The following is an 18,754-nucleotide window of genomic DNA, read 5'->3' as shown; positions in this document are numbered from 1 at the left end:
GCCAAGGATTTTCCGGCCGCCAGCCTTCCGGGTTCTCCATCACCCACAGGAAAGCTGTACGCCATGATGCGCCCCACGCTGCTTACCGCGGCCGTGTGGCTGGCCTTTGCCGGGCCCGCCTACGCTGCACCCGAAGCCACCATGGCTTCTCCCGCTTCCGCCGACGCCGGCACGCATGAACTGGAGCGCATCCAGGTCACCGCCACGCGCAGCGAACGCGCGGTCGTCGACGTGCCGAACATCGTCAGCGTGATCGACCGCGAGGAACTGGACGATCACCTGGTCCGCGACATCAAGGATCTGGTGCGCTACGAACCCGGCGTGACCGTCACTTCCAGCTTCGGCCGCTTCGGCCTGGGGGGTTTCCGCATCCGCGGGCTGGAAGGCAACCGTGTGCGTATCCAGACCGACGGCATCGCCGTGTCCGATGCGTTTTCCATCGGCAGCTTCTCGAATGCCAATCGCGATTTCGTGGATCTCGATACGCTGAAGCAGGTCGAGATCGTGCGCGGCCCGTCCAGCTCGCTGTACGGTTCGGATGCACTCGGCGGCGTGGTGTCCTTCATCACCAGGGATCCATCCGACTACCTGGATGAAGGCAAGGACGCCTACTTCGGCTTCCGCCTCGGTCATGACAGCAGCTGGAATGGCCTGTTCGGCAATGCCACTGCCGCGTTCGGCGGCGAGCGCTGGAGCGGCCTGGTCAACGTCAGCCATCGCCAGGGCCAGGAGACCGAGAACCAGGCCGATGTCGGCGGCACCGGCGCCACGCGTACGCTGCCGAACCCGCAGGAGCGTGACGGCCGCAGCCTGCTGGCCAAGCTGGTGTTCGCGCCTGGTGAAGGGCAGCGCTTCAGGCTGACGGTGGAAGGCAATGAAGACAGCGTCGATACCGACCTGCTGAACCAGCAGGGCTACCAGTCGCTCACGCGCGCCACCAACGATCGCGTCATCGCCCGCGATCACCAGACCCGCGCGCGGGTGGCGTTTGCGCACGAATGGGACGACCTGTCGGCGGGCTTCGCCGACAGCCTGGACTGGCAGGTGTATCGCCAGGACAGTGAGACCACCCAGTACACGCGCGAGGAGCGCACGCTGGCGGCGCCGACGCTGCGCGACATCCGCGAGCGCGAGTTCAACTTCGACCAGCGGACGTATGGCCTGCAGGTGAACTTCCGCAAGACGTTCGGTCAGGCGGTGAGGCATGACCTTGTCTATGGCGTGGACCTGGCGCGCGGTGATACACGGCAGAAGCGCGACGGTCTGAGGACCTTTCCGCTGACAGGCGCCAGCACGCCGGTGATGTCGCCGGATGTGTTTCCCGTGCGCGACTTCCCGGTCAGCAGAACCACCACGGCGGCGCTGTACGTGCAGGACGAAATCGGCTTCGCCGGGGGCGCGTTCCGCCTGGTGCCGGGCCTGCGCGTTGACCACTACCGCCTGGATCCGCGGCATGACGCGATCTTCGATGCCGACAACCCCGGCGTGGCGCTGGCCGACATCCGCGAGACCAGCGTGTCGCCCAAGCTGGGCATGGTGTGGAAATTCGCGCCGGCCTGGTCGCTGTTCGGCGGGTATGCGCACGGCTTCCGTTCGCCGCCCTACAACGACGTCAACATCGGCTTCACCAACGTGCAGTTCGGCTACACGGCCATCGCCAACCCGGATCTGAAGCCGGAAACCAGCGATGGGCTCGAGCTTGGCGTGCGTTACTCGGGTGATGCGATGTATGCCGAACTGAGCGGGTACTACAACGAGTACGAAGATTTCATCGCCTCCATGCGCAACATCAGGTTCGACCCGGCATTGGGGCCGGCAGGATTGTCCGTGTACCAGTCGCAGAACATCGCCGAGGCGCGCATCCATGGCGTCGAGATGAAGGCGGGCGTGGATTTCGGCGCGCTGTCCGAGCGCTGGCAGGGATGGTCGCTGCGTGGCGCGATGGCGTGGTCGCGGGGCAAGGGCAGGGGGCCGGAGTCTGTGGATCTTGGCAACGGCAACACCGTCGAACAGGTCGTCACCCGTGACCTGGACAGCGTGGATCCCCTCACGGCGACGCTCGGCCTGGCGTACGACGCCGATGCCTGGGGCCTGGAGCTGGCGGGCCGGTTCGTCGAACGCAAGCAGCGCGTGTCCGATGACCGCTACTACCGACAGCCGGGCTACGGCGTGCTGGACCTGTACGCGCACTGGGACTTCGCGCCCGGGGCCAAGTTCAATGTCGGCGTTTTCAATCTTGCTGATCGCACCTACATCGAGGCGGGCGACATCGCACTGGTCGCAGCCGACAGCACCACGCTGGACCGCTACACCGCGTCCGGGCGCTCGCTGTCGGCCAGCGTGGCGGTGAGTTGGTAGCCGCCATGGCGACACTGCGCGCGGTGCAGGGCTCTGTCACCGGCAGGTCACGGGATGCGTTCCCCACCGCCGCCCAGGTGGCGGCGCTGGGTCCGGTGCTGTGTCTCTACCGCACGCAGCAGGGCAGCGAACTCGCGGGCTGGCAGCAGGCGGTGCGCGTCCAGGCGCATGCCGGACTCGACAGCGATGGCCTGGATGAGCGGCTGCTGTTCTTCGATGCACAAGGACGCTGCTGCTGGCGTCTTTGCCTGCTTCCGGACAGCGATTTCGTCGCGTGGGACCGCCTGGTGGCCTCGTTGCCGAAGGGGTGCGACGAGGGCACGGCCGGACTGGCCGATCGCCTGTGGCAGCGCCTGGCCGGCCGCCTTCTGGGAGGCCAGTGGCGTGCCTGCGCCCTGCAACTGCACGCGGTGCCGCAGCCTGCCTCGCTGCCGGTGCTGGCGGCGAGCCTGTCGCTGATGTCCGCCCTCGGCGTGGCCACCGCACGCCGCATCGCGCATGCCGAAGGCGCCGAGCTTGAAAGCGGACTGCACGATGGCTGCTGGGCGCCATCCGTGCATCCGGTGAGTGCATATCCACGGAATGAAAAGGAGGCGGACGACAACGTCGTTCCGCTGGTCAGATTGAAATGAGAGAAGCCACCATGAAGAAGCCGGTCGCCGTCATCCTGTCGATTGCCGCCCTGTGCCACGCCGCCTCAGCCGCGGCTGATCCCGCCCGTGACCGCCAGTCCATCCTGGCGATGCAGGGCGACTACATCGTTGATTTCGCTTTCGACGAAACCGTGCTGCTGCAACCCGGCTACGAACGCCAGGCGGCCATACGCAGTGGCGGCGACGAGACGGTGATCGTCGTCGAGGACACGCCGACCAGGATCGTCCTGCAGCACATCCTGGTCGACGCCAGGAGCGGCCATGTCACCAAGCACTGGCGCCAGGACTGGGTCTACCAGGCGCCGACACGCTTCGAGTTCAGTGCCGACCAGACATGGAGGGTACGTCCGGTCCCGGCCGAGGCGACCCGCAGTGCCTGGACCCAGTGCGTCTACGAAGTCAGCGATGCACCGCGGTACTGCGGCACCGGCCGCTGGGACTACGCCCACGGCGTGGCCACCTGGACGAGCGATCTCAGCTGGCGGCCGCTGCCGCGACGCGAGTACACCCAGCGCAGCGATTACAACGCGCTGTCGGTCGTCAACCGCCACACGTTGACGCCGAATGGCTGGACGCACGAACAGTTCAACACCAAGGTGCTGCGCAAGCCGGATGGCACGCAGGTGGCGTTGGCACGCGAGTTCGGCTTCAACGACTACGTGAAGACCACCGAGGTCGACTTCAGGCCCGCGCGCGATTACTGGCAGGCGACGGCAGGGTATTGGGCCAAGGTACGGGCGCACTGGAACGGTTTCCTGTCCAGGGCGCCGGGGCTGCACCTGAAAACCAAGGTCGATGGCATGGCCATGATCATCCCGCTGTTCACCCAGGCCGGCGATGTGCAGGCCGGCAAGCCGGTGCCGGACGCGGACATCGCCAAGGTGTTCACCGACTGGGTGGAGCCCGCGCCGCCCGAACACGCCGGCACCGCGGACACAGTCCGCTGACGCTCTCTCCGGCACAGGGACGTGCCGTTCTTCCTGGAAAAAAGACCCCCGCAGATGCGGGGGCAGGGGATTCAACGCGTCTCTTGTTGTAGTGAGGGTCAGAGCAGAGTGCCGGTTTTGCCGGCGGGTGGAACAGGGGATGCGGGCGGCGGCAACGGGGCGGCTTTCTCGTCCTCGAACGTACGCACGTTGCCGTCCTGGTCGATGATCATCACGCGCCGGCTTTCGAGGACCTTCGGCGCCGTGCCGGGTGTTGCGCCAACGCGCGGCCCTGCTTCCATCCGCGACATGGCGGGGAAACGGAACGACGTGGCTTCGGGGACCGTCAGCGTCGTGGTTTGCGTCCGGCGGTCACGCAGGTAGTCGATCGACACCTTGGCTTCTTCGGGCCTGCCACGCAGTGCCTGCATGACTTCGCGCGGCGTGGTCACCGGCTTGCCTTCGATCCTGCGAATGACATCGCCTGCCTGCAGGCCCTTCAGCTCTTCCCCCACCGAGAGCACCAACACGCCGGTATCGGTTCCGAAGTAGCGCCCCAGCGATGGATCGACGCGGGCGAGATTCAGGTTGCTCCAGCGGAAAGCTTCGGCCAGGACCGGCAGCCTGCATTCCTGCTCCTTGCAATCCCCGAGCCTGCCGAGTTGCCGGAGCTCGCGCTGCACCTCCGGTGCAATGCCCACCGGCAGATCGTCGAGCGTGATGGTGATGTCTTCATCCAGACCACTGAGCGCGTCCGACCCGGCCATCCGGTGGGTGGAGAAGGCGAACTGGGGACGGATGGGAATGGGCGTGGCTTTGGTCTCGTGGTCCCGACCATCACGCTGGTAGGAAACCGAAACGGGCACGTCGATCTTCAAGTCCGCGAGGGCCGCGCGGGCGTTGGCCAGGCGCTCGTCGGCGCTGGTGCCGGCAATCGGCTTGCCGCCGATGCCGACCAGCCGATCGCCGGCCTTCAGGCCAGCCTTCGCCGCGCCGCTGTCGGGTGTGATGCCGGTGATACGCACGCCGGTGTCGTCATCGCCGGTCAGCAGGACGCCCAGGCGTGGCTTGCGCTGGAGCGGGCCGTGCATGGGAATGGCGTGTGGAAGTACGGCGGAACCCCGCGACAGTTCGGCCACGCGCCTGGCCGCCCGTTGCAGGTCGGCACGCGCCGCTTCCAGCTCCTTCTGTTGCATGGAGCCCGCGTCCTGGCGGGCGAGGCTGTCGAGGGGTGATGCCGCTGCGATGATCAGCAACGAAGCGGTGAGTAGGGCGGGTTTCATGCGTGCCTCCGGCATGGGTCGGTGTCGGGTCAGTAGATCGCGGTGTCGGGGTGCGGATAGGATTCGCCGCGCGCCACCTGCCAGCGCTGGGTGGTTTCCACGCCGGTCAACTGCCGGAGCGTGTCCACGCGCGCCCGCCACAGTTGCGCCTGCGTATCGTCGGACAAGGCGGCCTGCGACAGCGCCATGTCGATGCTGGCCACCTGCTCCTGCAGTCCGGCGGACAGCGCTTCCGTGGCGGCGTTGGCCATGCGCGATTCGGGCAGCCGTGCCAGCACGGCTTCCAGTTGTGCCGATTCGGCATACAGCGCATCCAGCGGATCAGTGGCGGTGGGCGCGGCGACTTTTGCAGGCTCGATGTCACCGGTGGGACGTGCCGCGCGTTGCCGGGCGACCGGAAGGGTGCCGCGCTGGAGCGTGGACCGCGCGGCTGCGGTGTCCGTGGCGCGCGCGCCGATCGGGGTGGGCAAGCCTTTTGCGGCCTCCGCATATAAAGGTGGCGAATCCGTGCCCGCCGGCGGGGCGGGTTGATGTGTCGAGGTGGTCGGGGGGGCGGGTGAAGGCGTGGTTGGGTCCGTCCATCGCAGGGGCAGCACCACGGCGAGTGCAAGCGCGGCGGCCATGGCCACGCGCCGCGGCCAGCGATGGGGCTGTACCACCACGGGCGGAGGGAGGCGGGCAACCAGCGTCGCCCAGCTGTCAGCGGGTGCTGCTTCCAGCGGCAGGCCTGCAAGGGCGTCTCCCCAGTCACGCGGCATGGCATCGCGGGTGCGGACATCAGGCATGGACGGGTTCCTCGATCTGCAGCAACGCGCGCAGGCGACGGGTGCCGCGCGAAAGTTGCGATTTGGAGAAGCTGGGCGTGCGCTGCATCAGTGCAGCGATCTCGTCGTGGGTATAGCCCTCGGCGTGGTACAGCCACAGCACGCTGCGGGTGGCGGCCGGCAAGGCATCGAGTGCGCGCTGCAACAGGACGGCATCGGCTGCCGCAGTGGGTGGCAGGCCCTGGTCTTCGGGCAGGTCGTCTTCGTCGACCGCGATCTCGGCCACCAGCCGCTTCTGCCTGCGCAGGCGGAGCAGCGCTTCGTTCACCGCGATCTGGCGCAGCCAACCCCAGAACGGGCAGTCGGCGCGATAGTCGGGCAGGTGGTGGAACAGTTTCAGCATGGTGTCCTGCAACACATCGCCCGCCTGCTCCCGGTCGCCGCAGATGCGCAGCGCCAGCGTGAACACCGGGCGCTCGAACCGTCGATAGATCTGTTCGAACGCCCCCCTGCATCCTGTGCGCGCACGGGCGACCAGGCTGTCGGGGACGTCGATGGCGAACTGGGATCGGCTCAAGCGGGGGAATTCGTCGGGTCGTCCCATACAGGGATGCGGCAGAGGGCAATACCGTCGCAGCGTGCGGAAAGTTCATCGATCGCCGACATGCCGCTGCCCCGGGTAGCCATGCCTGCGGGTCTATACTGGGTCGCATCAGGGACCAAGAGGGGAACATCGATGTTCGAGACCAGTTTCGTGGCCATCATCCTGCTGGTGGCCGGCGTCATCATCCTGTTCAAGACCGTGCGGATGGTGCCGCAGGGTTACGAGTGGACGGTGGAGCGCTTCGGCAAGTACACCCACACGCTGGATCCGGGCCTGCACTTCCTGGTGCCTATCATCTATGGCGTGGGTCGCAAGGTGAACGTCATGGAGCAGGTGCTGGACGTGCCCAGCCAGGACGTGATCACCAAGGACAACGCCGTGGTGAAGGTCGACGGGGTGGTGTTCTTCCAGGTGCTGGACGCGGCCAAGGCGGCATACGAGGTGTCCAACCTCGAGGTCGCAACCATCGCCCTGGTGCAGACCAACATCCGTACCGTGATCGGTTCGATGGACCTGGACGAGTCGCTGAGCCAGCGCGAAACCATCAACGCGCAGTTGCTCAGCGTGGTCGACCAGGCCACCAATCCGTGGGGCATCAAGGTCAACCGCATCGAGATCCGCGACATCCAGCCGCCGCGCGACCTCATCGACTCGATGGCGCGCCAGATGAAGGCCGAACGCGAGAAGCGCGCGCAGATCCTCGAAGCGGAGGGCTCGCGCCAGTCCGAGATCCTGCGTGCCGAGGGCGAGAAGCAGGCCGCCGTGCTGGAGGCCGAGGGCCGCAAGGAAGCCGCGTTCCGCGACGCCGAGGCGCGCGAGCGCCTGGCCGAAGCGGAAGCCAAGGCCACCCAGATGGTCAGCGACGCCATTGCGAAGGGTGACGTGCAGGCGATCAACTATTTCATCGCGCAGAAGTACGTGGAAGCCTTCAAGGAGCTGGCCACGGCGCCCAACCAGAAGTTCGTTCTGATGCCGATGGAGAGCAGCGGCATCATCGGCTCCATCGCCGGCATCGCCGAACTGGCCAAGGAGGCCCTGGGCAAGCAGCAGGCCGCGCCGCCGCGCGTGCCGCCGCGGGTGGGGGGCTGAGCCATGCGCTGGGACGTTGCGGGTTGGGCGGCGGTGGCACTGCTGCTGTTCGCCGCCGAGACCATGGCACCAGGCGCCTTCATGCTGTGGATGGGCTTTGCCGCCGTAGTGGTGTTCATCGGCGTACTGGTGGTGCCGGGCATCCCGCTGCTGGCCCAGGTGGCGGCCTTCGTCGTGCTGAGTTTCGTGTCCATCCAGATCTACCGCACGTGGTTCCGTGGCAAGGGTCGCCAGAGCGACAAGCCACTGCTCAACCGCCGCGCGGAGCAACTGGTCGGCACGGTGACCGTGCTGGACCAGGCCATCGAGGGCGAACGCGGCCGGGTCAGGATCGACGACGCGTTCTGGGCAGTGGAAGGCCCCGACCTGCCGGTCGGCACGCGCGTGAGGGTGGTCGCGGTGAATGGCATGACGTTGAAGGTGCAGGAGGCCTAGATGGGTGCGACGGGGCTGGCGCGATCGATGTCCGTGCTGGCAACGCTGTCCGTCACGGCAGCGGACCTTGTCGGCCGGGTGATGCCGCCGTATCCCGACGGGCTCGACGAACTGGGCGGGAGTTGCGTTTCCCTGTCCCGGGATCCTGACCGTGTGTGCGAGTACTCGGTCGGCGTGCTGGCCTCGCCCGCCGCCGCCGAGAGCGATGAGCCGGTGCCGCGCTTCGTGGTGGCCGGCCAGTTGGCGGGACGCGATGGGCCTCGCGCGCTATGGCGCATCACCGATGCCGTGCCATACGCGGGCGACCGGCCCGGCTACTACCTGCAGTTCGGTACCTGTCGCGTGAAGGGGCAGGACGATGCCCGCGTCGCGGCCATCGTGCGCCAGCACGACACGGCGACGGAATGGTTGAAGGATGTCGCCTGGGCGGGCCGCCTGCGCCTGCCCGATGCCCGTTTCGAGGTGCTGGATGCGCGCACCGTCGACTGCATCAACGAGGCGTACTACGGGTTGTAGTGACGGCGCACCCTGCTGGTGCGTTCTGGGATAATGCGCTTCTTTGCCCGCCCGGACGCCGCCATGACCCAGAAGACCATCCTCAATGACACCCATCGCGCGCTTGGCGCCAAGATGGTCGACTTCGGCGGCTGGGACATGCCGATCCACTATGGTTCCCAGATCGAAGAGCACCACCAGGTGCGCCGCGACGCCGGCATGTTCGACGTCAGCCACATGACCGTGGTCGACCTGCGCGGCGCGCGCACGCGGGAGTTCCTGCGCCAGCTGGTTGCCAACTCGGTGGACAAGCTGCAGAAGCCGGGCAAGGCGCTGTACACCGCCATGCTCAACGAACAGGGCGGGGTGATCGACGACCTGATCATCTATTTCCTGGACGAGGCGTTCTTCCGCCTGGTGGTCAATGCCGCCACCCGCGAGAAGGATCTGGCGTGGATCACCGCGCAGGCGGTCGCGTTCGATGTGCAGGTCACCGAGCGCCCCGACTTCGCGATGGTCGCGGTGCAGGGGCCGACGGCGCGCGAGCGCGTGCACGGCCTGCTGCGCGAGGAGGACCTTGCGAAGGTCGGCAAGCTGACCCGGTTCGCCGCCACCGACACCACCAGCACCGACGGCGTGCCGTTGTTCGTCGCCCGTACCGGCTACACCGGCGAAGACGGTTACGAGATCGTGCTGCCGCAGGCGCAGGCCGTGGCGTTCTGGAACGCGCTGATCGAGGCGGGCGTCAAGCCCGCCGGCCTCGGTGCGCGCGACACGTTGCGGCTGGAGGCGGGCATGAATCTGTACGGGCAGGACATGGACGACACCGTCTCGCCGTACGAAGCCGCGCTGGCCTGGACGGTCGCGCTGGACGAAGGTCGCGCCTTCACCGGCCGCGCCACGCTGGAAGCACAGAAGGCCGGCGGCGCGCCGCGGCAGATGATCGGCCTGGTCATGGATGAGAAGGGTGTGCTGCGCCACGGCCAGAAAGTGCTCACCGCGCATGGCGACGGCGAGATCCTGTCCGGCACGTTCTCGCCGACGCTGGGCAAGGCCATCGCCTTCGCGCGCGTGCCGGCCGGCGACATCCCGCTCGGTGCCGAGGGCGGCGTGCGCGTGGACATCCGTGGCAAGGAAGTGCCAGTGCGCGTGGTGAAGTTCCCGTTCGTGCGCGACGGCCAAGCCCAGCCCGGCGTGCTGGAGTGATCGCACCCCGACATTCTTCACCCGCGCATTCCTCCGCTAAACTATCTTTCCCTACCCGACCCCAGCAGCAATCCGGAGCCCCCAATGAGTGAAATTCCTGGCGATCTGAAATTCCTCAAGTCCCATGAATGGGCCCGCCTCGAAGGTGACGGCCGCATCACCGTCGGCATCTCCGACCACGCGCAAGGCCTGCTCGGCGACCTGGTCTATGTCGAGCTGCCCAACGTCGGCGACCGCATCGAAGCGGGCAACGCCAGCGCGGTGGTCGAATCGGTGAAGGCCGCGTCCGATGTCTACAGCCCGGTCACCGGCAAGATCCTGGAGGTCAATGCGGCGCTGGCCGACAAGCCCGAGACCATCAACGAGGACGCCTATGGCGAAGGCTGGATCTTCGTGATTGAGGCCGAGGAGCCGGACCAGCTCAACGACCTGCTGTCGCCCGACGACTATGCCGAACTGATCGAAGACGACGACAACTGAGGCATCCGTACAGGCTGTCCCCCGACGGGGAACCGGCAACGATGGAACCTGGTGTTCCCCGTTGCCGGTTCCCCGTTTCGTTTCTTGCTCCTGTGTGGCGCCACGGATTTCCCGCCACCACCCAGGACGGATCACCGGCTGCCAGGCGCGTCACGTCCGCCGTGCGTAGCGCGGAGGGCGACACGCGCGAAGGGCCGTAGCCGACGAACGGCGAAGCGGAATGCCAGGTACGCCTGCCTGATGCGAGCGCGTGCAGTGGCGTGCCGAGTCCGCGATGCGATGCCCGTCGTGTCGACTTTCCGGCGCCGGCGATGGCGACGAAGTCGCCGGTGGAAGGAAAAATGTTTGCGCAAATCGGCGCAATCCGACTTGTGCGACGCGAAATCGGACACCCTCGGCAAAAGTTTTTTTTAGCCGCTGTTCAACCCGTCAGGGCGGCAGCGCGCAGCCGTCGAGGACGCATTGCATCGTCGCTCCAACCGGCGGCGTGCAGGACCTCGGAGAAAAAAAAGCGCGTTTTACCGATGTTTTTTTTCAGGCGCATGTCCGTCGGTCGAATCGGGTTCGCCCGTCGGCGGCATGGCGTCGCCGCCATCCACGCTTGCCGGCACCGTCCGGCCATGACGACCAGAGAAAAAAAGTTGAGCGAAGGTGTTGACACCTTGAAAAACCGTGATTAGGTTTCGCCCCAAGCAGAGTGTCCTGCGGAAGCGAGTGAGTCGAATCAACACGACAGCGCGAAAGACAACACAGCCCATCGTCCGCACCGGGATCACGGTGGACGCAGGACTCGCTTCCCCCGGAAAAACGCAAAGCACCTCCTTCATCGCACCCGTGTCGCCTGGCGACACGGGTGTTTTCGTATTTGTAGGGAGCCGGGTTTCGCACGCCTGGCCCCCTGGGGAATCCGCATCGCCGCGCGTGTCGCGACGACGGCTGCCGACGGGTCCGACTCCCGCGGCGTTTCTTGCAGCTGGGCCTGCCTCCGGGCAGATGTGCTGTAACCAGACGTAAAAATCCATAGTTCATTGACGAGGAGCCATCACATGGCAACGAAGAAAGCTGCGAAAAAGAAACCGGCCGCCAAGAAGGCTGCCAAGAAGGCCACCAAGAAGGCGGCTGCTAAGAAGACCGTGAAGAAGGCAGTGAAGAAGGCTGCCAAGAAGGTCGCCAAGAAGGTCGCCAAGGCCAAGAAGGCAGTGAAGAAGGTCGCCAAGAAGGCTGCGAAGAAGGTAGCCAAGAAGCCGGCGAAGAAGGCTGCCAAGAAGACCGCGAAGAAGGCCACCAAGAAGTCGGCCAAGAAAGTAGCCAAGAAGCCCGCCAAGAAGACGGCGAAGAAGGCTGCCAAGAAGACCGCGAAGAAGGCTGCCAAGAAAGTAGCCAAGAAGCCGGCCAAGAAGGCCGCGAAGAAGGCCGCCAAGAAGCCTGCCAAGAAGTCCAAGAAGAAAGCGGCCCCCGTCGCGCTGCCGGCAACCCCGGCTCCGCTGATCTAAGCCAACCCGATTAGCCGTAACACCATGGACTCTCTCCCTGTGCCCAGCGGGGGGAGAGTTTTTTTATGGGCGAACGGCTAGGCTGCCTCCTCTGGAGATGCGAGGAGGGTAGGCATGAGGTTCTTCAAGTGGGTACTGGCGGCCATCGCGGCCATCGGGTTGCTGTTGGGGCTGGGCGGCCTGCTGCTGCCGGCAACGACGCACGTGGAGCGCAGCGTGGTGATCGAACGCAGCCCGGAGCAGGTCTTCGCAACGCTCAACTCGTTCGAGCGCTTCAGCGCCTGGTCGCCATGGGCAGAGTACGACCCGCAGGCGAAGTACACGTTCGAGGGTCCGGCCAGCGGCGTCGGTGCGCGCATGCGATGGTCCGGCAATCGTTCCGTAGGCAGCGGTAGCCAGGAGATCACCGCCAGCGAGCCGCACCGGCGCGTCGTGGTGGCGCTCGACTTCGACGGCAGCCAGGCGCAGGCAGCCTACCTGCTGGAGCCGGAAGGAAATGGCACCCGCCTGACGTGGGCGTTCGATACCCAGCACGGCATGAATCCGTTCAAGCGTTGGCTGGGCCTGTTGTTCGACCGGATGATCGGTGCCGACTACGAGAAGGGACTGGGCAAGCTCAAGTCGCTGCTGGAAGGCACGCAGGCCTGACCCGATGGGTGCACGGCGGGCAGCGCCGCCGTGTACGTGCCTCTCAACGCGGAGACGCGGTGCTGCGGTGCGAAGACGTGCCGCTGTCCTTCTTTCCGTCCGCAGGCGTCGCCTCGGGCGACTCGGCGAGCAGCAGGTCGTAGTCTGCCGGTGTCTCGACCCAGGGTTCACCGGGCAGGCCCATTGCGCGATCGAGGATGGTCGGCAACAGCCCCGACGGAAGCGAACTGTCGCTGTTCCACACCATCGCCACGCCCAGATCCTGTCCGGGAACCAGTGCGACCAGGCCGCGATATCCCTGGACGGCTCCCGCGTGGAAGACGACCTGCTGGCCTGCGTAGTCGAACACGCGCCAGCCAAGCGCATAGCTGGCCGAATGGATGCGTTCGCGTCGCCAGCCACCGCGCATTTCGCCGGGCGTGGTGACCACGGGCGCATGCAGCGTCGCCAGCAGCGGCGCCGGCAGCACGTCGGGGCGATGGCCGGTCTGGGCAATCAGCCACTGCGCAAGATCGCTGGCGCTGGCGTTGACGCCCGCGGCAGGCGGCAATCGGTAATAGGTGGGCTTCGGCGTCAGGGACACCCAGCCATTGCGGCTGCGCACGTGCGGTCGCGCCCAGCGCGTGCTGCCCTGGATGCCGGCCAGGCCCATGCTCGCATCGTTCATGCCCAGCGGCTTGAAGATGCGACGGTCCACCGCCTGGTCGTAGAACGTGCCGGTGGCGGCGAACACCACGTCGCCGATCAGGCTGAAGGCGACGTTCTGGTAGGCATAGCATTCGCCGGGTGCGCACTTCAGCGGCGCGTACGCCAGCTTGCGGGCCACGTCGTAGTACTCCGCATTGGCTTCGATGTCGCGGTCGAAGGCGTTGTGAGCCTGCAGGCCGACGCTGTGGCTCAGCACGTCCGCGACGGTCACGTGGGAGGTCGCGTTCGCATCGCTCAACTGGAAGCCCGGCACGTACTGGTTGACCTTGCTGTCCCAGCGCAGCGAACCGTCCTGCACCATCAGGCCGGTCAGCGTGCTGGCGAAGGCCTTGGACAAGGACGCCAGCCGGAACACCGTATGCGCGTCGACCTGCTGCGGATTGACCACGTCGGTGACGCCGTAGCCGCGCGCACTCATCACGCGGCCGTTGTGGACGATGGCCATGGCGAGGCCGGGAACCCGCTGGCCCACCGTCAGGTGTTCGGCCATGGTCTCGAAGGCCCGCACATCGAACCCCGCCGCGAGCGGCTGGATGTTCTGTCCCGTCAGCGCCGTGCGGTACGGGCGCGGCTGCGTTGGCGAGACGTAGGCAGCCGCGCTCGCAGCCGCGTTGGCGGAGACCGGGGCGGTTTCAGCGCCGTGACTGGCGGACGTCCAGCGCAACGGTGTCTGTGCCGTGGACGACAGCGTCAGCGGAAGCAGCAGCCCGACCAGGCCGATCCGGAAGACGTGCAGCGAGCGCCGGCTTGTCTTGTGTTTCATCGTGCGTGACGCCTGCGTAGGACCCTTGCCTGCTCGGATCATAACGCCGCTTTTTTCGATTGCACAAACAGGGAGAGATTCCATGTCCATGTTGTTCATCCTGCTGCTGATTACAGGTGTGGCGGTCGTCCCAGTTCAGTAAGGCGCGGACGCTTCCAACAGGCGGCTGAACGCATGCGATACGTTCAGGAATGCCTGCTATCCATCGCATGCAATTTCCGCGCCGTTTCGGCCCGATTCGCCGCAGCGCTGCAAGTGCGGAGCGTCGTGGGCGATCGAATGCCGGTAATTGAGGAACATCGCGGCACCGCATTCAGCATGCGCACGCGCGATGCGCTGCGGCGGGCGTCGGACAGGCTGAATGCGGGGCCGGGCCGCAACCGGGGCGAGTCGCCGCCCGGAGATGCGTGACGCGCGAGTGGCGCGCTGCCCGTCCCGTCCTAGTCGGCGGCGGCAAAGGCGGCAGGTGCCGTGGTCGCCGCACGCGCTGGGTGGCCCGACAGCACCGGCAGTCCGCGGATCAGGTCCGAGGCGCGCTCGGCGATCATGATGGTCGGTGCGTTGGTGTTGCCGCCGATCAGCGTGGGCATCACCGAGGCATCGATCACGCGGAGTCCCGCGATGCCATGCACGCGCAACCCGGAATCGACCACGGCGTCTTCGTCTTCGCCCATGCGGCAGGTGCCGACGGGGTGGTAGACCGTTTCGGCCTTGGCGCGGATGAAGGCGATCAGCTCGGCATCCGACAGGTCGTTGCGCGCCGGGTGGATGGGGGCGCCACGGTAGGCGTCGAAGGCGGGCTGCGCGAACAACTCGCGCGAGATCCTGGCGCATTCGACCATCAGCCTGAGGTCGAACCCTTCCGGGTCGCTCAGGTAGTTCGCCTCGATGCGCGCATCCACGCGTGGGTCGGCACTGGCCAGCAGGATCTGGCCGCGGCTGCGCGGGCGCAGGAAGCACGCATGGGCGGTGTAGCCGTCCCCAGGCAGGCGGTTGCGGCCGTGGTCGTCCAGCATGGCCGGGACGAAATGGAACTGGATGTCGGGGCGCTCGTCGGGTGCGAGCGCTGAACGCACGAAGGCGCCGGCCTCGGCGATATTGCTGCTGCCCGGGCCGCGATGGCCGCGCAGGAAGTAGTCGAAGGCGGTCCTGAGTTCGCTGGTGCGGTCGTAGGTGACGCGTTGGGTGCAGTGCTGCAGCGTGCAGATGTCCAGATGGTCCTGCAGGTTGCGGCCGACGCCCGGCAGCGCATGGCGGACGGTGATGCCCTGTTCCTGCAGATGCTCCGCCGGTCCGATGCCGGACAGCATCAGCAATTGCGGCGAGTTGATCGCGCCGCCGCTCAGCAGCACTTCGCGGTCGCAGCGGACAACGATCTCCTGCCCACCACGTGCGTACGCCACGCCGATCGCGCGGCCCTTCTCCAGCAGCACACGACGGACCAGGGCGCCGGTGACGATGTCGAGGTTCTGGCGGTCGCGTGCGGGATCCAGGTACGCCACCGCCGACGAGCAGCGCGCGCCCTCCTTCTGGGTCACCTGGTACAGACCGAAACCGGCCTGGGCCGGCCCGTTGAAGTCCCCGTTGCGCGCGAAGCCGGCCTGGGTGCCGGCCTCGATGAAGACCGCGGACAGTGGATTGGTGTGCCGCAGGTCCGATACGTACAGCGGACCTTCGTCGCCATGCAGCGCATCCGCACCGCGCGCATTGCGTTCGGAACGGCGGAAGTAGGGCAGTACGCCGGCCCAGTCCCAGCCCTCGGCGCCCGCTTCGGCCCACTGGTCGTAGTCCTCCGGCACGCCGCGCGTGTAGCACATGGCGTTGATCGAACTGGAACCGCCGAGCACCTTGCCGCGCGGCCACCACAGGCGGCGCCCATCGAGCTGCGGCTCCGGCGCGGTGTCGTAGTTCCAGTTCACGCCCTTCTGTCCGACCAGCTTGGCCAGGCCGGCCGGCATGTGGATGAAGGGATGCCAGTCGCGCGGGCCGGCTTCCAGCAGCAGCACGCGACAGGCGGGGTCTTCGCTCAGGCGGTGGGCCAGGACACAGCCGGCCGAACCGGCGCCCACGATGATGTAGTCGTACACATGCTGCCCTGTTGCGAAGTACGGCCGAACCTAGCGGCGAGGGGTAGAGCAAATGCTCGGGCTGGCGCGGGGGGAACGCATCGGCGCCCGCATCGCCGGTGTTCCGGCGCGGTACGCGGCGCAAGAGGCTGGCGATGTTGCAGTGCATCGGATACCTTGCGCGCCACAGGCGGGCCTCGTCCGCTCCCGATGATGCGATTGGCAGGCCGCACACCATGGACCCGTCTTCCCCAGCGACCACCCGGTTCGGCCGGTTCCGCGCCGCGATGGCCGAATCGCCTCCGCTGCTGTGGGCCTTCGTCTATTTCTTCTGCCTGCTGAGCGGCTATTACGTGCTGCGCCCGGTGCGCGAGGCGATGGGGGCGTCCAACGACGTACAGGCCGTGTTCCCGCTCGCCATGATCGAGTTCTTCGCCGCGCGCGGCATGGCGCTGAAGGACTTCACGTTGCAGGTCCTGTTCACCTGCACCTTCATCATCATGCTGCTGCTGCAGCCGGTGTATGGCTGGCTGGTAAGCCGGTATCCGCGGCGTGTCTTCCTCCCGGCGGTCTACGGCTTCTTCATCGGCACGCTGTTGCTGTTCTACCTGCTGTTCGACAGCGGCATGCCCGGGCGCGGAATGGCCTTCTTCCTGTGGATCGCGGTGTTCAACCTGTTCGCGGTCGCGGTGTTCTGGAGTTTCATGGCCGACGTGTTCAGCAATGCCGAAGCACGCAAGTTCTACGGCTACATCGGGGCAGCCGGCACCGTCGGCGCGATCCTGGGGCCCGTACTGACACGCACTTTCGTGGAGCGCATCGGCATCGCCAACCTGATGCTGGTGTCGGCGGCGTTCCTGTCCGTCTGCGTGGTATGCCAACTTCGCCTGCGCCTGTGGGCAGTAGCGCGCGAGCAGGAGCGCAAGGCGGTCAGTGGCGAACAGCCGATGGGTGGCGAGATACTGGCCGGCCTGAAGCTCATCGCGCGCGAGCCGCTGCTGCGCTGGCTGGCGTCGCTGGTGGTGATGGGCGTGGGCGTCGGCACGCTGCTCTACAACGAACAGGCCGCGATCGTGCGCCAGTACTACACCGATCCCGCCGCCAGCACGGCGTACTACGCCGGCATCGACATGGCGGTCAACGTGCTGACGCTGCTCATCCAGTTGCTGGTCACGCGCTGGCTGCTGCGCAGCTTCGGCATCGGGCCGGCGCTGCTGATCCCCGGCTGCGCCATCATCCTCGGTTACTCCTTCCTGACCGCCTCGCCGCTGCCGATGATGGTGGCCATCGTGCAGGTGGTGACGCGCGCCAGCGAGTTCTCGCTGGCCAAGCCGGCGCGCGAGACCATCTACACCCGCGTCGGCCGCGAATGGCGCTACAAGGCGGGCGCGGCCATCGATACAGTGATCTACCGCGGCGGCGACCTCAGTTTCGTCTGGCTGCACAAGTTCCTGTCCGCATTCGGCTCGAACGTGGTGTTCGGCGCCGGCCTGCTGGTCGCCAGTGCGATGACCTTCAGCGCGTGGCGCCTGTTGCGCGAGGAGTCGAAGCTGCCATCCGAGCGCGCCCTCCCCGGGAAGACATCGACCACGGCGAGCGCCTGACGCCCGTGTGTGTTGACGCTATGCTGCCTGCCACATGACGGGAGGTGCGAATGGACGTGATCGCGACGGGACTGGTGGTGCTGGTGGCACTGCTGCATGGGTACTTCCTGGTCCTGGAGATGTTCCTCTGGACCAAGCCACTGGGCCTTAAGACCTTCCGCAACACGCCCGAGAAGGCCGAGACCACGCGCGTGCTGGCCGCCAACCAGGGGCTCTACAACGGGTTCCTGGCCGCCGGCCTGCTATGGGGCCTGCTGACCTCGCAGTGGAACGTGGTCGTCTTCTTCCTGCTGTGCGTCATCGTGGCGGCGCTCTACGGCGCCTGGAGCGTCAACAAGCGCATCTTCTTCGTGCAGGGACTGCCGGCGATCGCGGCGCTGGGCGCGGTCTGGCTGTCGTAGACGCGGTTGTAGGAGCGACGTCAGTCGCGACCGCACGTTTCGAACCGCCATCGCCGCTTGTTCGCGCGAACGGATGCCGGGCGGTCGCGACTGACGTCGCTCCTACAACGTCAGCACCTCATCGCGCGGGCCTCGGCGACACCCACATGCTGATGCGGGCGCGGAACACCGGTTCGCCCTGCGGGTTGCTGACCACGACTTCCATCGGCAGCTCGTAACCGTCGGTGGATTCGCGTGGCTCGAACGCCGGCGTGGCGACAGCGTGCATCGTGCCGACCGCCTTCTTCAGGTATTCCACCGTCATGCCCTTGGGAATCCAGCGCATCGAGCGCGGGATGCTGACGTCGGTGGTCAGCCCGCCGACGAATTCCGCCAGGTTGCAGAGCGCGATCGCATGCACCGTGCCCAGATGGTTGGTGACCGAGCGCCGGTGGCGGATCGTCGCCTCGCCGCGCCCGGGTTCGAGCCGCACCATGCGCGGGCCGATGCTGCCGAAGTAGGGCGCCTTGAAGCAGATCAGGCGCGAGAACAGCCAGGCGCCGAACGGCTTGCGCTCCAGGCGGCGGTAGATCCCGAGGACATTCGCGCTCATTCAAGGCTTCCTTGTCTGCTCCTTCCCCGCTTGCGAGGGAAGGTTGGGATGGGGGGCAAGCGGCGACAGTGATGCCGGTTCACTGCGCACCGCGACCGTCTTCGGATGGCATCACGACCCGCACGGGGAGGGGGCTTCGGTCGCCCCACACCCCAGCCCTCCCCCGCTGGCGGGAGAGGGATCAGA

Annotated in this window: 20 protein-coding genes; 13 read left to right on the top strand and 7 right to left on the bottom strand. The window is 66.7% G+C overall.

Annotated elements, in window-relative coordinates:
• Positions 1-63: 63 nt before the first annotated feature.
• The 3 genes from ACIPRS_RS04975 to ACIPRS_RS04965 are packed head-to-tail and all read left to right on the top strand — an operon-like array spanning position 64 to position 3,958.
• Positions 64-2,358 (top strand): TonB-dependent hemoglobin/transferrin/lactoferrin family receptor, encoded by a 2,295-nt coding sequence (locus ACIPRS_RS04975; protein WP_446537718.1) that lies wholly within the window; start codon positions 64-66, stop codon positions 2,356-2,358.
• A 5-nt stretch (positions 2,359-2,363) separates the two neighbouring features.
• On the top strand, positions 2,364-2,990 hold the full coding sequence (locus tag ACIPRS_RS04970; protein WP_446537717.1) for a Hemin transport protein: 627 nt from the start codon (positions 2,364-2,366) through the stop codon (positions 2,988-2,990).
• Positions 2,991-3,001: 11 nt separating this feature from the next.
• Positions 3,002-3,958, top strand: a complete 957-nt coding sequence (locus ACIPRS_RS04965; protein WP_446537716.1) for a DUF6607 family protein — start codon at positions 3,002-3,004, stop codon at positions 3,956-3,958.
• Positions 3,959-4,056: 98 nt separating this feature from the next.
• Here ACIPRS_RS04965 and ACIPRS_RS04960 read toward each other — a convergent pair whose 3' ends face one another.
• The 3 genes from ACIPRS_RS04960 to ACIPRS_RS04950 are packed head-to-tail and all read right to left on the bottom strand — an operon-like array spanning position 4,057 to position 6,561.
• Positions 4,057-5,220, bottom strand: coding sequence for a PDZ domain-containing protein (locus ACIPRS_RS04960; protein ID WP_446537715.1), 1,164 nt, complete (start codon positions 5,218-5,220; stop codon positions 4,057-4,059).
• Positions 5,221-5,249: 29 nt separating this feature from the next.
• The gene (locus ACIPRS_RS04955) at positions 5,250-6,005 is read right to left on the bottom strand and encodes a hypothetical protein (RefSeq protein ID WP_446537714.1); all 756 of its coding nucleotides are present in this window, start codon (positions 6,003-6,005) and stop codon (positions 5,250-5,252) included.
• On the bottom strand, positions 5,998-6,561 hold the full coding sequence (locus ACIPRS_RS04950) for an RNA polymerase sigma factor (protein ID WP_446537713.1): 564 nt from the start codon (positions 6,559-6,561) through the stop codon (positions 5,998-6,000). Before ACIPRS_RS04950 ends, ACIPRS_RS04955 begins: the two co-directional genes overlap by 8 nt.
• Positions 6,562-6,720: 159 nt before the next feature.
• On the opposite strand from ACIPRS_RS04950, the gene ACIPRS_RS04945 reads away from it, so the two are divergent.
• The 5 genes from ACIPRS_RS04945 to gcvH all read left to right on the top strand — a co-directional run bounded on the left by ACIPRS_RS04945 (position 6,721) and on the right by gcvH (position 10,293).
• Positions 6,721-7,677, top strand: coding sequence for an SPFH domain-containing protein (locus ACIPRS_RS04945; protein WP_192200289.1), 957 nt, complete (start codon positions 6,721-6,723; stop codon positions 7,675-7,677).
• A 3-nt stretch (positions 7,678-7,680) separates the two neighbouring features.
• The gene (locus ACIPRS_RS04940; RefSeq protein ID WP_446537712.1) at positions 7,681-8,112 is read left to right on the top strand and encodes an NfeD family protein; all 432 of its coding nucleotides are present in this window, start codon (positions 7,681-7,683) and stop codon (positions 8,110-8,112) included.
• Positions 8,113-8,628, top strand: coding sequence for a hypothetical protein (locus ACIPRS_RS04935; protein ID WP_446537711.1), 516 nt, complete (start codon positions 8,113-8,115; stop codon positions 8,626-8,628).
• A 63-nt stretch (positions 8,629-8,691) separates the two neighbouring features.
• Positions 8,692-9,813 carry a glycine cleavage system aminomethyltransferase GcvT gene (gene gcvT, locus ACIPRS_RS04930; RefSeq protein WP_446537710.1) on the top strand — a complete coding sequence of 374 codons (1,122 nt, stop codon included), beginning with the start codon at positions 8,692-8,694 and terminating at the stop codon, positions 9,811-9,813.
• A gap of 84 nt (positions 9,814-9,897) precedes the next feature.
• On the top strand, positions 9,898-10,293 hold the full coding sequence (gene gcvH, locus ACIPRS_RS04925; protein WP_446537709.1) for a glycine cleavage system protein GcvH: 396 nt from the start codon (positions 9,898-9,900) through the stop codon (positions 10,291-10,293).
• Between the two features lie 421 nt (positions 10,294-10,714).
• Here gcvH and ACIPRS_RS04920 read toward each other — a convergent pair whose 3' ends face one another.
• A complete protein-coding gene (locus ACIPRS_RS04920; RefSeq protein WP_446537708.1) occupies positions 10,715-10,837 on the bottom strand; it encodes a hypothetical protein in 123 nt (40 codons plus the stop codon).
• A gap of 502 nt (positions 10,838-11,339) precedes the next feature.
• On the opposite strand from ACIPRS_RS04920, the gene ACIPRS_RS04915 reads away from it, so the two are divergent.
• Both ACIPRS_RS04915 and ACIPRS_RS04910 read left to right on the top strand, forming a co-directional pair.
• Positions 11,340-11,786, top strand: coding sequence for a histone (locus ACIPRS_RS04915; RefSeq protein ID WP_142123522.1), 447 nt, complete (start codon positions 11,340-11,342; stop codon positions 11,784-11,786).
• A gap of 114 nt (positions 11,787-11,900) precedes the next feature.
• Entirely contained in the window at positions 11,901-12,434 is a 534-nt protein-coding gene (locus ACIPRS_RS04910) for an SRPBCC family protein (RefSeq protein WP_337730533.1), read from the top strand.
• Positions 12,435-12,477: 43 nt separating this feature from the next.
• On the opposite strand, the gene ACIPRS_RS04905 is transcribed toward ACIPRS_RS04910, so the two are convergent.
• Complete coding sequence (locus tag ACIPRS_RS04905) at positions 12,478-13,905, bottom strand: serine hydrolase domain-containing protein (protein ID WP_446537707.1); 1,428 nt, start codon at positions 13,903-13,905, stop codon at positions 12,478-12,480.
• Between the two features lie 174 nt (positions 13,906-14,079).
• Between ACIPRS_RS04905 and ACIPRS_RS04900 the strand changes: the two genes are divergently transcribed.
• A complete protein-coding gene (locus ACIPRS_RS04900) occupies positions 14,080-14,316 on the top strand; it encodes a hypothetical protein (RefSeq protein WP_446537706.1) in 237 nt (78 codons plus the stop codon).
• A 29-nt stretch (positions 14,317-14,345) separates the two neighbouring features.
• On the opposite strand, the gene ACIPRS_RS04895 is transcribed toward ACIPRS_RS04900, so the two are convergent.
• On the bottom strand, positions 14,346-15,992 hold the full coding sequence (locus ACIPRS_RS04895; RefSeq protein WP_446537705.1) for a GMC family oxidoreductase: 1,647 nt from the start codon (positions 15,990-15,992) through the stop codon (positions 14,346-14,348).
• A 215-nt stretch (positions 15,993-16,207) separates the two neighbouring features.
• On the opposite strand from ACIPRS_RS04895, the gene ACIPRS_RS04890 reads away from it, so the two are divergent.
• On the top strand, positions 16,208-17,575 hold the full coding sequence (locus tag ACIPRS_RS04890; protein WP_446537704.1) for an NTP/NDP exchange transporter: 1,368 nt from the start codon (positions 16,208-16,210) through the stop codon (positions 17,573-17,575).
• Positions 17,576-17,625: 50 nt separating this feature from the next.
• Complete coding sequence (locus tag ACIPRS_RS04885) at positions 17,626-17,976, top strand: DUF1304 domain-containing protein (RefSeq protein ID WP_337730529.1); 351 nt, start codon at positions 17,626-17,628, stop codon at positions 17,974-17,976.
• A gap of 118 nt (positions 17,977-18,094) precedes the next feature.
• Here the strand turns inward: ACIPRS_RS04885 and ACIPRS_RS04880 are convergent, their stop codons facing one another.
• Entirely contained in the window at positions 18,095-18,568 is a 474-nt protein-coding gene (locus ACIPRS_RS04880) for a hotdog fold domain-containing protein (protein ID WP_446537703.1), read from the bottom strand.
• Between the last annotated feature and the right edge of the window lie 186 nt (positions 18,569-18,754).

The organism is Pseudoxanthomonas sp. LARHCG66, assembly GCF_052871755.1.
Note: the sequence above shows the minus strand (reverse complement) of the source record. Positions and strands in the feature narration are given on the sequence as shown.